A 12,189-nucleotide genomic window follows, 5' to 3' on the forward strand; every position below is an offset into this window, starting at 1 on the left:
TTGCCGACCACACAACTACGATAACAGGGAGGTCTTCATCGTGAAAGACAAAGACATAAGTAGTTTAGAGCATACAAGCTGGAGGTGTCAATATCACATCGTATTTGCACCCAAATATCGAAGGATGGAGATATATAGTCAGATAAAACAAGATATAGGAGTAATATTAAGAAAACTGTGTCAGCAAAAGGGTATAGAGATTATAGAAGCCAGAGCGTGCCCAGACCATATACATATGTTGATAAGTATCCCACCCAAGTACAGCGTATCACAGATTATGGGGTATTTGAAAGGGAAAAGTAGTCTGATGATATTTGATCGGCATGCAAATTTGAAGTATAAGTATGGAAATCGGCACTTTTGGGCCAGAGGATATTATGTGGATACAGTGGGACGGAATAAAAAGCAAAGCAGAGTATATCCGAAACCAACTGGCATCGGATCAAATAGCAGACCAGATAGGCCTAAAAGAATTTGTTGACCCGTTTACGGGTCGCGAGAGCAAGAAGGCATAAAAGGAACCCCTTAAGGGGTAGCCCGAGAAAGAAATGCAGTCGGCAAACCTTTCGGGGCCCCTTAAGGGGCTTCGTCCGTATCAGGCCCTTATAGGGCCTACTCAAGCCTCCGGCTTAGCCGGAGGTTTTGACTCCGTGCTCAGCCGATGGCAATCCTGCTGGGGGACTCCACAGCCTGCGTCTCCTTCTTGGGGACGTCAATCCGCAGGATGCCGTCCTCGTACTTGGCGTGAACCTCGCCGGGCTGCACGGCCTCGCCTACATAGAAGCTGCGGGAACAGGCGCCGGCGTAGCGCTCCTGCCGGATATACTTGCCCTGTTTGTCCTTCTCGTCCTTATCCAGGCCCTTGGCGGCGCTGACGGTCAGGTAGCCGTCCTTCAGCTCCACGCTGATCTCGTCCTTCTTGAAGCCGGGCAGATCGATGTCCACCTCATAGCCGGTGTCGGTCTCCCGCACGTCGGTCTTCATCAGGTTCTTGGCGTGCTTGCCGTACAGGGGGCTGCGTCCATTCCACACCGGAATCGGCATAAAACCGTCCGTGAAAAAGTCATCAAACAAATTCTCACCAAAGATGCTGGGCAACATAAGTCATTCCTCCATTCTTATCACTTATCTTGTGCCCTGCGGGAGGAGCCCTTTGAGTTCCTCTCTCTTGGAACAACTATGTTATAGCACCCTGGATTAGCACTGTCAAGAGGAGAGCGCTAATGTTTACAGAAAAAACATATTTCATACGAAAAAAGGTCATAATTGACCAGATGGGCCGTAATTCAATCCGTTTTCGGCAGCTCATGGAACAGGGCGGCATCCGGCGGGAGCCAGGTGAACATCACCATCAGCACCATCAGCGCGAGCACCAGGCCACACCAGAGCCGCGCCTTTTCCTGCCAGAAGCTCCCCCGGAGAAAGGCCGGCAGCAGGAAACACACACCCATGCACAGCACGTAGAGCACCACGTCAAAAAGCAGGGCGCGGCCGTCCAGCGCGCCGTGATACAGCCAGCCCGCCGCCAGCATGAGCCCGGCGGCGAGCAGCAGGGAAAACGCCCTGGCCCCCAGACCGTCCGGCTCCCGCCGCAGCAGCGGGACGGCCCACAGCACGCAGGGCCAGACCAGGATTTTCAGGTGCTCCCAGATGCTCTCGTTCACCGGGGCCAGCACTGCGGTGAGCCCGTTGGGAAACAGCGCATAGACAAAGTGCAGGCAGGAGCCCGCCAGCGTGGCGACCGCAAATGCCAGCAGCGCCGCCTTGGAAATACGGGACATGGCAAATCCCCCCTGTTTCAATCTGTTGGAGTATATGCACCGGCATGGACGCCCATACCAGGATCCAAATGTTTTCCAATACGCAGATAACAAATCAAAGGAAGTATGGAAGATACTTCCGGCATAAAACCGGGAAGGCGGCCGGCGCGGCATCTGGGAATCCCGGCCAAGCCAAAAGAGCGTTTCATTCCCAGAGAAGGCGGCCGGATTTCCGACCATATTAAGCTCGGCGCACGATCTGCGCCGCGATTTCTGCATCAAAAGGGGTGGTTCTTTGAAGGAGGAATCCAAATTGCGGCCGTGGCTGGGGGCGGTTCTGGCGGCGGCACTGGTGGCGGCGTCATTGGTGCCGGCTGTAACCGCCAGGGCCGCGGAGGCCCGCACCGTCCTGCCCCTGGGCCGGGCGGTGGGCATCAAGCTCTTTTCCGACGGCGTGATGGTGGTTGGCTTTTCCGAGGTGGCCGGCGAGACCGGCAGCAGTGCCCCCGCCCGGGACTGCGGCCTGCGGGAGGGCGACATCATCACCCACATCAACAAGGAGGAGGTGGACAGCATCGAGGAGGTGCAGAGCGTCCTCCAGGCCGTGGGCGGCGCACCCATGAGCATCCGGGCCGTACGGGACGATAAGACTGTCCAGCTCACCGCCCAGGCCGTCCAGTGCGGCAGCGATGGCCAGTACAAGCTGGGGGCGTGGATCCGGGACTCCATGGCGGGCATTGGCACCCTGACCTTCTGTGATCCGGAGACCGGCTGCTTCGGCGCCCTGGGCCACGGCATCAGCGACGTGGACACCGCCAAGCTCATGCCCCTCCAGTCCGGCGCTCTGCTCTACTCGGAGGTCACCGACGTCCAGAAGGGGGAAAAGGGCGCCCCTGGTGAGCTCCACGGCGCCTTCCAGGCCCAGCGGGAGCTGGGGCAGCTCTCCGCCAACACAGCCGGCGGTGTCTTCGGCACTCTGACGGACGAGAGCCTGCTCCAGGGGCTGGAACCCGTGCCGGTGGCCTCCCGCGGCGAGGTGCGGACGGGCGAGGCCACCATCCTCTCCAACATTGCGGGGGATCGGGTGGAGGAGTACACGGTGGAGATTGTCCACCTCTATCCCGCCAATGACAGCGACACCCGGAACCTGATGCTCAAGGTCACCGATCCCCGCCTGCTGGAGGCCACCGGCGGCATTGTCCAGGGCATGAGCGGCAGCCCCATCCTCCAGAACGGCAAGCTGGTGGGCGCGGTTACCCACGTACTGGTCAATGATCCGACCCAGGGTTACGGCATCCTGGCTGAAACGATGCTGTCCCAGGCCGAAACCGCAATGGGAGAAAACCTATAGCGGCCTCAGAGGCATCTGGGAGCATGACTGTCGATTCCATTCAGCAAACTGTTGGCGCGCAGCGGTTTTCCGCTGCGCGCCCTTTTGCTTGAGGCCCTTGTATTTGTAAAGAACGCCGGGCGGCCCGCGCCGGCAAAGCCCACAGCCCGGGCGTCGGGGGAGCACACCACGCCGCCCAGGCTGCGGGAGCAGTGTAGGACCATCAGCTTCCCGTCTGTACCCCTGCCCGCCGCGATGCCTACATGGGAGAGATCTGGGAAAACCAGCAGATCCCCCGGCTGGGCCTCGTCCCACGCCACGGGGGTGCACCGGGCCCACTGATCCCGCACGCCGCTGCCGATCACCGCCCCGGCGGCGGCGTCCCCGGCGGCGTTGACCGCGCACCAGGACACAAAGCCGGAGCAGTCCAGGCCGAAGGGGATGCTCTCCCCGGTGGTGTCGCTGCCGGGGGCGGTGACCACCGCAGGCACGCCCCAGCGGGCGTCCCACCCCACCGCGTCGGACTTGCCGCCCCAGAAGTAGCCCACCCGCCCCGCCAGGGCGGCGCCGGACTCCACAAAAGCCCGCCGCAGGGGCTCCAGCTCCTCGGGCAGGGCGGCGCGGACGGACTCCAGCACCTCCCCCTGAGGCAGGGGCGCGGGGGCCGGTGGGGCCGGCTCCCGGAGCAGCAGCGGGATCAGGACGCCCAGCAGCAGAAGCAGAATGGACAGGTGGGGGCGGATGGAGCCGCCCGGGCGGCGCCGGCGGTATGGACGCATGGAAGGCCTCCTTTCCGCCGCACCAACGGCGCGGGCGGGCAATAGGATAGGTTGCGGGGCTCCGTCCCCGCAACCTAATGTATGTAAGGAGAGCGGAGACCTATGAATCCCTCATTGAATACCCTCCGTGTGGGGGAGAGCGCCCTTGTCAGCCACATTGAGGCCGAGCCCGCCATGCGCCGCCGCCTGCTGGAGCTGGGCCTGGTGCCGGGCACCCGGGTGACCTGCGCGGCGGTGAGCCCCGCCGGGGATCCGGCGGCCTACCTGATCCGGGGGGCGGTGATCGCCCTGCGGCGCAAGGACGCCGGAGGCGTCCGTTTGGGGGAGGGGCCGGCATGGGACTGACCAGAGCCGCCACCGGCGCCGGGGCGGCGGACACCGGCCGGGCCGTCCGCCGGGAGCGGCCGGACGACCGGCTCATCGCCCTGGCGGGCAACCCCAACGTGGGCAAGTCCACCGTGTTCAACGCCCTCACCGGCCTGCGGCAGCATACGGGCAACTGGCCGGGCAAGACGGTGACCACCGCCCAGGGCCGGTGCGAGCACAGCGGTAGGGGCTACGTGCTGGTGGATCTCCCCGGTACTTACTCCCTGCTGGCCCGCTCGGCGGAGGAGGAGGTGGCCCGGGACTTCCTCCGCTCCGGCGGGGCGGACGGGGCCGTGGTGGTGTGCGACGCCACCTGTCTGGAGCGGGGGCTGATTCTGGCCCTCCAGGTGATCGGGCTGATGCCCCGGACGGTGGTGTGCGTCAACCTGCTGGACGAGGCGGAGCGCCGGGGCATCCGGGTGGATCTGGAGGCCCTGTCTGCCCGGCTTGGGGTGCCCGTGGTGGGTGCCTCGGCAGGGCGGGGGGAGGGCCTGTCTGAGCTGCTGGACGCGGTGGAGGAGACCGTCTCCGCCCCGGAGCCGCCCCGGGCCATGGAGGTACGCTATCCGCCGGCGGTGGAGTTTGCCGTCTCCTCCCTGCGGCCCCTGCTGGAGGGGCGGCTGGGGGGACGGCTCCCCGCCAGGCAGGCGGCCCTGCGCCTGCTGGAGGGGGACGCAGCTTTGCCGGAGCCCATGGACGAGCCCCTGTCCCGGGCCGTGGAACAGGCCCGGGACGGGCTGCGCCGGGCGGGGGTGGAGCCGGAGGGGCTGGGGGAGCTGTGCGCCGCCGCCCTGGTGTCCGCCGCCGAGGAGGCGGCCGTCGGCGTGGTGACGGCCCCGGCGGGGGCGCTGCGGGGGCGGGCGGAGCGGCTGCTCACCAGCCGCATTGCCGCCGTGCCGCTGATGCTCCTGCTGCTGGCCGGGGTGCTGTGGCTCACCATCGCGGGGGCCAATGTGCCCTCCCGGCTTCTCTCCGCCGCCCTGTTCTGGGCGGGAGACCGGCTGGGAGAGCTGTTAGCCTGGCTCAACGCCCCCGCCTGGCTCCTCGGCGCCCTGGTGGACGGGGTGTACCGGGTGCTGGCCTGGGTGGTGTCCGTCATGCTGCCCCCCATGGCCATCTTCTTCCCCCTGTTCACCCTGCTGGAGGATCTGGGCTACCTCCCCCGGGTGGCCTTCGTCCTGGATCACGCCTTCCAGAAGGCCCGGGCCTGCGGCAAGCAGGCGCTGACCATGTCCATGGGCTTCGGCTGCAACGCCGCCGGGGTGGTGGGCTGCCGCATCATCGACTCCCCCCGGGAGCGGCTCATCGCCATTCTCACCAACAGCTTTGTGCCCTGCAACGGGCGTTTCCCCCCTCCGGCCGAAGGGCAAATTGATCCCCGCCAGCAGAGCCTCCAGCACCTCCAGCCGGGCCGCCGGATCCTCCGGCGCCGCCGGCTCCACGACCACCCGCCGGGGCCTGTTTTTCCCCATGGAACCGCCTCCTTCCCCCACAGGATATGCGCCGGAGGGTGCAAAAAGCCCCCGGCCCGCCGTTCGGCGGGCCGGGGGCCCTGGTGCTTTGTGCGGTCAGACAGCCGTCTCCTCTGGGGCAAATTTCTCCGCCGAGCGGCGGAACTCCCCCTCCAGCAGGCGGGACAGCCGCCCCACCAGCTCCTCCGGCTCCTCCCGCATGTCGCCGGCGAACCAGCCGATCATGACCCCGGCGATGGCGTACATGTAGAAGTCGGTGAGGAAGTCGGCGTCCGCCTCCGGCAGGCGGAGCTTCCGGGCCTCCCGCTCCAGGCTGGCGGAGGCAATGGCCCGGGCCAGGCTGTAAAAGGGGCAGTCCAGCAGGTTGTCCCGGCCGGCGGAGCGGTAGATGTGATAGATCACCATATGGTTGTCCCGGATGTAGCGGAAGGCGTCCAGCAGGGCCGCCTGCCAGTCCTCCGCCCCGCCCAGGGCCTCCGCCGTCTCGTGCTCCAGGAGCCAGCGCAGCAGGTCGTAGATGTCCTGAAAGTGATAATAGAAGGTCTGGCGGTTGATTTCGCAGGCCTCCACCAGCTCCTTGACCGTGATGTCGTCCAGGAACTTTTTTTGCAGCTGCGCCTTCAGGGCGTTCGCCAGAGCCAGCTTGGTGCTGGGGGCCATCCGCCTCACCTCCTCCGGGGATTCCATAGAAACCCGCTAGGGAACATTATACCACATCGTGCAGAGGAATTGCAATCCTGGAAAAGATATGTTATGATATCCCCCGAAACCAGAAAAGGAGCGAAACCGACATGACCATCAATTACCGCCCCAGGGGCGTGTGCTCCCAGCAGATGCAGATTGAGGTTGAGGACGGCGTGATCCGTTCCTTCCAGGTGCTGGGCGGATGCAGCGGCAACCTCCAGGGCATTTCCCGCCTGGTGGAGGGCATGAACGTGGACGAGGCCATCCGCCGCCTGGACGGCATCAAGTGCGGCTTCAAGCCCACCTCCTGCCCCGACCAGCTGGCCCAGGCCCTCAAGCAGTACAAGGGGGAGTAAAAACACCGGGACGGAATCCGTCCCGGTGTTTTTGCGTCTGGGGCCCGCTAGAAGCTGGTGTCCTCCGTGTAGGCCAGCGCCGCCGGGTCGAGGGTCAGGCCCCGGCCGTCGTAGGCCACCGGGCCGGTGAGCGCGCCCACATAGCTTGTCGTAGGAGGCGCGGCGCTGTCCTCCACACCAATGTCCGCCATGAGCGTGTTCCCATCCATCCAGAATTCGACCCGGCTCCCGATCCGCCGGTTAGCGGGCAGGCTCAGGTCCATGTCCCACACCTCATAGGCGTCGATGGCCCCGCCCAGGGTGACGGACTGTCCGTCCCACTCAAATACGTACAGATCCTGCATGAAAACCCCGGTGCCCGTGCCGGATATGGGGATCACGGCCAGCTCGTCCGCCCCGTCCCCGTCAAAATCCCCCCACACCGGGTTGGCCGGCGATCCGTAAGCGTTGACCTGGCAGATCAACTCCGGGAAGTAGGCCAGGCGGCCGCCCACGCACAGCAGCAGGCCGCTCTGGCTCGTCAACAGCTCGTCGAAGCAGAACACCGCGGCGGTGCGGTCGTCGGAGAACCCCAGCATTTTGACCGGCCCGTCCGCCCATATGGAGTAGTCCGGCTGAAAGTACCCCGACTGCTCACGGGACGGCCAGGGCAGGTCCGCCAGGGGGATGGCCTCCGGGTCGTCGATGTAGGGGGACACCTGCCAGGTGTCCCCCAGGGTATAGGAGTAGGTGGCGCAGACATTCCCGTCCAGGTCGGTGAAGATCAGGTTGGTTTCACTCCAGATTTCGGTACACTCCCACTGCCCCTCGGGCAGGGGAATGTCCAGCCGTTCCCAGGTGGCGCCCCAGTCGGTGGTGCGGAACACCGGCCCCTGGCCGTTGAACCGCTCAAAGGCCACCAGGGCGAAGCCGGGGGTCAGCCCTGTATAGAGCCGGACCGGGTAGCGCAGGGTCAACCCCAGCGCCTGGCCGGGGTTCCCCGTCTCCCGCCAGGTGTGCCCGCCGTCGGCGGTGCGGTACACATAGGTGTCCGCGCTGCCCGCCCCCCGGCCGATGCCCATCACCAGCCACCCCTCGGTGGGGGAGCTGAACGCCACCAGGGTATTCCCCGGCTGGAGGACGCCCGCCATGCTGCCGGCCTCGTGGCGGGACTCCATGCTGTCCTCCTCCCGCCAGGACCGGGGGACAGGGATCAGGGTGTCCAGCTCCACCCAGGCGGTCTCGCCGGGGTAGCGGATGCGCAGGTGCTCCAGATCCAGCTCAGGGCTGGTGTCCGGGCTGGCGGCCCCCTCCGCCGCAAGGACGCCGGCGGCGGTGTCCACGGTGACGGTCCGGCCGTCATAGGTCAGGGCGGCGGTATAGCGGGCAGCCGCCGTCATGGGCATGTCCTGGGGATAGAGCAGGGCGGTGACCGTCGGCTGCTGTCCCAGATCGTACTAGAACCAGGAGCCGCACACCACCGGGCCGCCCAGGGGCGCACTGGCGTCCTCCGAGGAGAGATCCACGGTCAAGCCGCTTCCGGCGGTCTGGAGCAGGTAGTTCCTGTTCTCCGGGTCGTAGGTGCTGTCCACGGCGGCGTTGATCTGCGCCGCCAGCTCGTCCTCCGTCAGGGAGTCGGCCAGCCTGGCCCCGGCGGGCTGCCACTGTGCGCCGGTGTCCTGCCATTCAAAGAGATCCAGCCGCCAGGACGACACGCCGGTGCCCGTGCCGGTGCAGGTAGCGGCGGCCAGCTCGTCCGCCCCGTCCCCGTCGTAGTCGTCCAGGGACAGGCCGGAAAGCATGATCTGCGGGCCGGTGTTGTAGGTCAAATTGGAGAAATAGGACAGGCTGCCGTTCCACTCCACCAGCAGGCCGTCCAGGCCGGCCTCCTCCGGGTTCAGGCCGTAGAGGGCCGCGCTTCCGTCGGACAGGGCCCCCAGCAGGCGCACAGGGGCGTCGAGCCATTGCTCCGGGCTCACCGTCAGCTCGCCCAGCTCGCTGTACTGGGCCTGAGGCAGCTCCAGGATCTCCCAGGTCTGGCCGGAATCCCGACTGAACAGCAGGGCGCTCTCCGGCTCGCCGCTCCGGTAGCCCGTCATCACCGCCAGCACGCCGGAGCCGCTGGCGTACATCCTGCTCAGCTCCCAGCTCTCGTCGGACAGGGGGCGGGCGATCCGCGCCCAGGTGGCCCCGCCGTCGGTGGTGCGGAACACGGGTGCGTCGTTGAAGTGGCTGAAGCCGAGGAATCCGATCTCGTCGGTGACAAAACAGGCACAGGAGGGAAACCAGTGTACTGTCTCCGATTCCGACGCCTGGGTGGGCCGCCCCGTCTCCGTCCAGGTGCGGCCCCCGTCGTGGGTGCGGTAGACGTAGGTGTCCGCGTTGCCCACCCCCCGGCCGATGGTGAACACAAACCAGCCGTTGAGACCGTCCACCATCCCGCCGGTGCCGGACAGCAGGCCCGCCAGATCCGTGGCCTCATTCCGGCCCGCCAGATCCTGCCCGGCCCACTCGGCGGGCACGGGGATCAGGGCGTCCAGGTTCGTCCACTCCGTGTCGCCGGGGTAGCGGATGCGCAGGTTCTCCGCGTCCCACTCCGGCTTGGGCTGGTAGGCATAAACCGTAAAGTAATAGTTCTCGTGGCTTCCGTCCTCCCAGGTGTAGGACAGGGTATAGTGCTGTTCCTGTGCAGGGGGATCACCGGGCTCGGCGGCCCGCATCATACCATCCGCAAGGTATCCGAGGGTCAGTGAATCCCAGCCGGAACTGTTCCACATCCCGGCCCCGAGCTGCGCCGTATTGCCGCTTGGCCCGGCCGGATCGCCGCAGTACAGCATATAGCTTCCCGGCTCGTCCGGGTGGATGATGGTGAGGGTCTCTCCCATGGCCGCCGTCACGGAGGCGTCCCCGTCAAACTCCACCCGCTGGTCACCCGCCACCACCACCGGCTCCGTCAGGGGGCCGGGGGGCACCGAGGGCAGGGTGAGCCGGAAGGCGTACTCCAGCTCGTGGGTGCGGAGCCCCGCCCGCCAGGTGCAGGAGAGCACGTACACCCGGGTCTCCATGCCCGTGCCGGGGGCGTCCTCTCGTGGCTCTACCCGCAGGATAAAGCCGTTTTCCGCCCCGTAGGGGGACAGCTCCACCTCCTGGGGGTTCACCGCCGTGCCGTCCTCCACCAGGTACTCAGTCAGCGACCACCCATCGGGGAACTGCCCGTTGTCCAGGTAGAGATCCACCCAGGAGCTGGGGGTGGCGGCGGTGCACGCCGTCTCGGGCAGCGTCTCCGGCCAGTCGGCGTCCTCCGGCGCGCCCATGTTGACCACCTCCGCCCCCTCCGTGTCGTCCGTTTCCAGATGAACCCGCAGGGTGGGGTACTGGCCGTCCAGGCCGACGTCCGGGAAGGTGGGGTCGGCGGCCAGGGTAAACACCAGCAGCGTCCCCAGCACCGCCACCACCACCGCGGCCCACCGGGCGGCGGGTTTCCACTTCAGGGCCCGCTTGATCCGATCCTTCACCCCTGTCTCCCCAAAGCCGGGGGGCAGCAGGGGCCCCCGACGGGGGGAGGCCAGGGCCAGCAGGGCGGCGGAGTACTCCCTGGGGCTGCCGCAGGATTTCAGCACTCTCTCGTCACATTCCAGCTCCAGATCCCGCACCAGCAGAACCCAGGACAGCCAGAGAACCGGGTTGAACCAGTGGACGCCCATGATCAGAAAATAGATGAGCTTACACCGGGAGTGGCCCAGCTCGATGTGGCTCTCCTCGTGTATGCGCACCCACCGCAAGTTCTCCCCCTCCAGCCCGGCGGGGACGTACACCCTGGGGCGGATCACGCCGAACACGAAGGCGGTGGGGATCCGGTCGCTCTCCCACCACCATCCCTCCCGGATGGAGCCCTTCCGCACGGCGGTGGACAGCAGGGCACGGGTTCTCAGCCAGGAGAACAGGGTATAGCCCCACACCGCGATCACACCGGCCAGCCACACCCGGGCCAGGATGTCCGGGAGCGACAGCCCTTCCGGCTCGGTCTGCGTTTCCGGGGTGGTCGCCGTCTCGGGGATGGAGAAGCTGGGGGCGGCGGACTGCTCTGCCGGGGCTGCTTCCGCGGGCACGGTGGGGGCGGCCGCCTCCGGCCGGATCGGGATTGCCTCCGCCTGGGCCAGGGCGTCCACCCGCTCCTCCACCGCCGGGGTGAGCCACCCCATCAGGGAGAAGGAGGAGGTGACCATCCCCACCGGCAGCACCATGCGCAGGGCCACCACCAGCCACAGGAGCACGCAGGCCAGGGCGGGCAGCCGGAGCCGCCGGAACAGCCACCGCAGGGGCAGGGCGATCACCGTCACCCCGGCGGCCATCAGGCTCATCTGGAGGAACATGAGGAACAGATTAGTCATGGCGCGCCCCGCTTTCGTCGATCATCCGCCGCAGCTCCTCCGCCTCCTCCCGGGACAGCTTGTTGCCCTTCAAAAAGGCCGCCACAAAGGCGGGCAGGGAGCCACCGAAGCCCCGCTCCAGCACCGCCGCGCTCTCGTACTGGCGCACCTGCTCCCGCTTCACCAGGGCGGTGACAGTGGCGTGGTCGTTGCGCAGGAACCCCCGCTCGCCCAGCTTGCGGATGAGGTTGAAGGCGGTGGACTTCTTCCAGCCGAAGGCCTCCTCGCACCGCCTGGCCAGGGCGGTGGAGTTTACCGGCTCCAGGCTCCACACCAGATCCATCAGCCGGTACTCTGCGTCGAACAGCTTGTACTCCTCCATAGGCTCGCCCTCCTGGTTGGTTTGTTCAAAGAAACCTTTCTGTAAAACTAGTTTATCCGAACAAACCTCTCCTGTCAAGAGGGATTTTTCCGCCTGTGCCTGTGAGGCGGGCGCACGCTGTGCGCCCCTACACGCGTAGGGCGCGGCGGCCCGGCCTGTGGGGCGCGACGACTCGGCGCGCCCACAACTCCCGCAACTTCCCATCCCTCGCCGCGTACACATGGAAACCGGGGGGTGGAAACCGTGCGCTTTGCCATCTACAGCCGCAAATCGGTGCTCACCGACCGGGGGGAGTCGGTGGAAAACCAGGTGGAGCTGTGCCGCCGCTGTCTGGCGGCCCAGTATCCGGACGTGGGGCCGGAGGAGATCGCCGTCTATGAGGACGAGGGCTTCTCCGGCAAGGATCTCCAGCGGCCCCAGTTCCGCCGGATGCTGGAGGACATCCGTCGGGAGCGGCCGGAGGCCCTGGTGTGCTACCGCCTGGACCGGGTGAGCCGCAGCGTGGGGGACTTCGCCGATCTGATCCGGCGGCTGGAGGGCTGGGGGGTGGGCTTTCTCTGTATCCGGGAGAAGTTCGACACATCCACCCCCATGGGCAAGGCCATGATGTACATCGCCAGCGTGTTCGCCCAACTGGAGCGGGAGACCATCGCCCAGCGGGTACGGGACAACATGCGCCTGCTGGCCCGGACGGGGCGGTGGCTGGGGGGC

Annotated in this window: 11 protein-coding genes and 2 pseudogenes; 6 read left to right on the plus strand and 7 right to left on the minus strand. The window is 66.3% G+C overall.

The features are described from left to right. Positions 1–40: 40 nt before the first annotated feature. A pseudogene (gene tnpA / locus QZ378_RS09880) lies at positions 41–515 on the plus strand (IS200/IS605 family transposase). A gap of 139 nt (positions 516–654) precedes the next feature. On the opposite strand, the gene QZ378_RS09885 reads toward tnpA, so the two are convergent. Both QZ378_RS09885 and QZ378_RS09890 read right to left on the minus strand, forming a co-directional pair. Beyond that, positions 655–1,101 (minus strand): Hsp20/alpha crystallin family protein, encoded by a 447-nt coding sequence (locus QZ378_RS09885; protein WP_087238957.1) that lies wholly within the window; start codon positions 1,099–1,101, stop codon positions 655–657. Between the two features lie 185 nt (positions 1,102–1,286). Further along, the gene (locus tag QZ378_RS09890; protein WP_291258145.1) at positions 1,287–1,781 is read right to left on the minus strand and encodes a DUF6512 family protein; all 495 of its coding nucleotides are present in this window, start codon (positions 1,779–1,781) and stop codon (positions 1,287–1,289) included. Positions 1,782–2,073: 292 nt separating this feature from the next. Between QZ378_RS09890 and spoIVB the strand changes: the two genes are divergently transcribed. After that, positions 2,074–3,111: a SpoIVB peptidase gene (gene spoIVB, locus QZ378_RS09895; RefSeq protein ID WP_291258146.1), complete on the plus strand. Its 1,038-nt coding sequence runs from the start codon at positions 2,074–2,076 to the stop codon at positions 3,109–3,111. A 5-nt stretch (positions 3,112–3,116) separates the two neighbouring features. On the opposite strand, the gene QZ378_RS09900 is transcribed toward spoIVB, so the two are convergent. Then, on the minus strand, positions 3,117–3,869 hold the full coding sequence (locus tag QZ378_RS09900) for an NlpC/P60 family protein (protein WP_291258147.1): 753 nt from the start codon (positions 3,867–3,869) through the stop codon (positions 3,117–3,119). A 102-nt stretch (positions 3,870–3,971) separates the two neighbouring features. Here QZ378_RS09900 and QZ378_RS09905 point away from each other — a divergent pair, with 102 nt between their 5' ends. After that, entirely contained in the window at positions 3,972–4,214 is a 243-nt protein-coding gene (locus QZ378_RS09905) for a FeoA family protein (protein ID WP_087238519.1), read from the plus strand. Then, positions 4,205–5,575 (plus strand): annotated as a pseudogene (locus QZ378_RS13000) (ferrous iron transporter B); the annotation flags it as partial. The gene QZ378_RS09905 and the pseudogene QZ378_RS13000, both read left to right, overlap by 10 nt. Positions 5,576–5,803: 228 nt before the next feature. On the opposite strand, the gene QZ378_RS13005 reads toward QZ378_RS13000, so the two are convergent. Further along, a complete protein-coding gene (locus QZ378_RS13005; protein WP_366935195.1) occupies positions 5,804–6,394 on the minus strand; it encodes a TetR-like C-terminal domain-containing protein in 591 nt (196 codons plus the stop codon). 104 nt (positions 6,395–6,498) lie between these two features. Here QZ378_RS13005 and QZ378_RS09920 point away from each other — a divergent pair, with 104 nt between their 5' ends. Next, positions 6,499–6,747, plus strand: coding sequence for a TIGR03905 family TSCPD domain-containing protein (locus tag QZ378_RS09920; RefSeq protein ID WP_291258148.1), 249 nt, complete (start codon positions 6,499–6,501; stop codon positions 6,745–6,747). A gap of 47 nt (positions 6,748–6,794) precedes the next feature. On the opposite strand, the gene QZ378_RS09925 is transcribed toward QZ378_RS09920, so the two are convergent. Genes QZ378_RS09925 through QZ378_RS09935 form a run of 3 tightly spaced genes read right to left on the minus strand, consistent with a single transcriptional unit; the run spans position 6,795 to position 11,478 of the window. Next, a complete protein-coding gene (locus QZ378_RS09925; RefSeq protein WP_291258149.1) occupies positions 6,795–8,126 on the minus strand; it encodes a hypothetical protein in 1,332 nt (443 codons plus the stop codon). Between the two features lie 57 nt (positions 8,127–8,183). Further along, on the minus strand, positions 8,184–11,117 hold the full coding sequence (locus QZ378_RS09930) for a M56 family metallopeptidase (RefSeq protein ID WP_291258150.1): 2,934 nt from the start codon (positions 11,115–11,117) through the stop codon (positions 8,184–8,186). After that, complete coding sequence (locus tag QZ378_RS09935) at positions 11,110–11,478, minus strand: BlaI/MecI/CopY family transcriptional regulator (protein WP_291258151.1); 369 nt, start codon at positions 11,476–11,478, stop codon at positions 11,110–11,112. The genes QZ378_RS09930 and QZ378_RS09935 overlap by 8 nt, the downstream gene beginning before the upstream one ends. A 243-nt stretch (positions 11,479–11,721) precedes the next feature. Between QZ378_RS09935 and QZ378_RS09940 the strand changes: the two genes are divergently transcribed. Then, on the plus strand, positions 11,722–12,189 hold a 468-nt coding region (locus tag QZ378_RS09940; protein WP_291258152.1), incomplete at its 3' end, for a recombinase family protein.

The sequence above is a fragment of the Flavonifractor sp. genome, from assembly GCF_019422385.1.
Lineage (GTDB): Bacteria > Bacillota > Clostridia > Oscillospirales > Oscillospiraceae > Flavonifractor > Flavonifractor avistercoris.

What these genes read in the sequence shown, in the direction of transcription:
- QZ378_RS09885 (WP_087238957.1), bottom strand. Translation starts at nt 1,101, where the DNA reads ATGTTGCCCAGCATCTTTGGTGAGAATTTGTTTGATGACTTTTTCACG.
- QZ378_RS09890 (WP_291258145.1), bottom strand. Translation starts at nt 1,781, where the DNA reads ATGTCCCGTATTTCCAAGGCGGCGCTGCTGGCATTTGCGGTCGCCACG.
- QZ378_RS09900 (WP_291258147.1), bottom strand. Translation starts at nt 3,869, where the DNA reads ATGCGTCCATACCGCCGGCGCCGCCCGGGCGGCTCCATCCGCCCCCAC.
- QZ378_RS09905 (WP_087238519.1), top strand. Translation starts at nt 3,972, where the DNA reads ATGAATCCCTCATTGAATACCCTCCGTGTGGGGGAGAGCGCCCTTGTC.
- QZ378_RS13005 (WP_366935195.1), bottom strand. Translation starts at nt 6,394, where the DNA reads ATGGAATCCCCGGAGGAGGTGAGGCGGATGGCCCCCAGCACCAAGCTG.
- QZ378_RS09920 (WP_291258148.1), top strand. Translation starts at nt 6,499, where the DNA reads ATGACCATCAATTACCGCCCCAGGGGCGTGTGCTCCCAGCAGATGCAG.
- QZ378_RS09925 (WP_291258149.1), bottom strand. Translation starts at nt 8,126, where the DNA reads ATGACGGCGGCTGCCCGCTATACCGCCGCCCTGACCTATGACGGCCGG.
- QZ378_RS09930 (WP_291258150.1), bottom strand. Translation starts at nt 11,117, where the DNA reads ATGACTAATCTGTTCCTCATGTTCCTCCAGATGAGCCTGATGGCCGCC.
- QZ378_RS09935 (WP_291258151.1), bottom strand. Translation starts at nt 11,478, where the DNA reads ATGGAGGAGTACAAGCTGTTCGACGCAGAGTACCGGCTGATGGATCTG.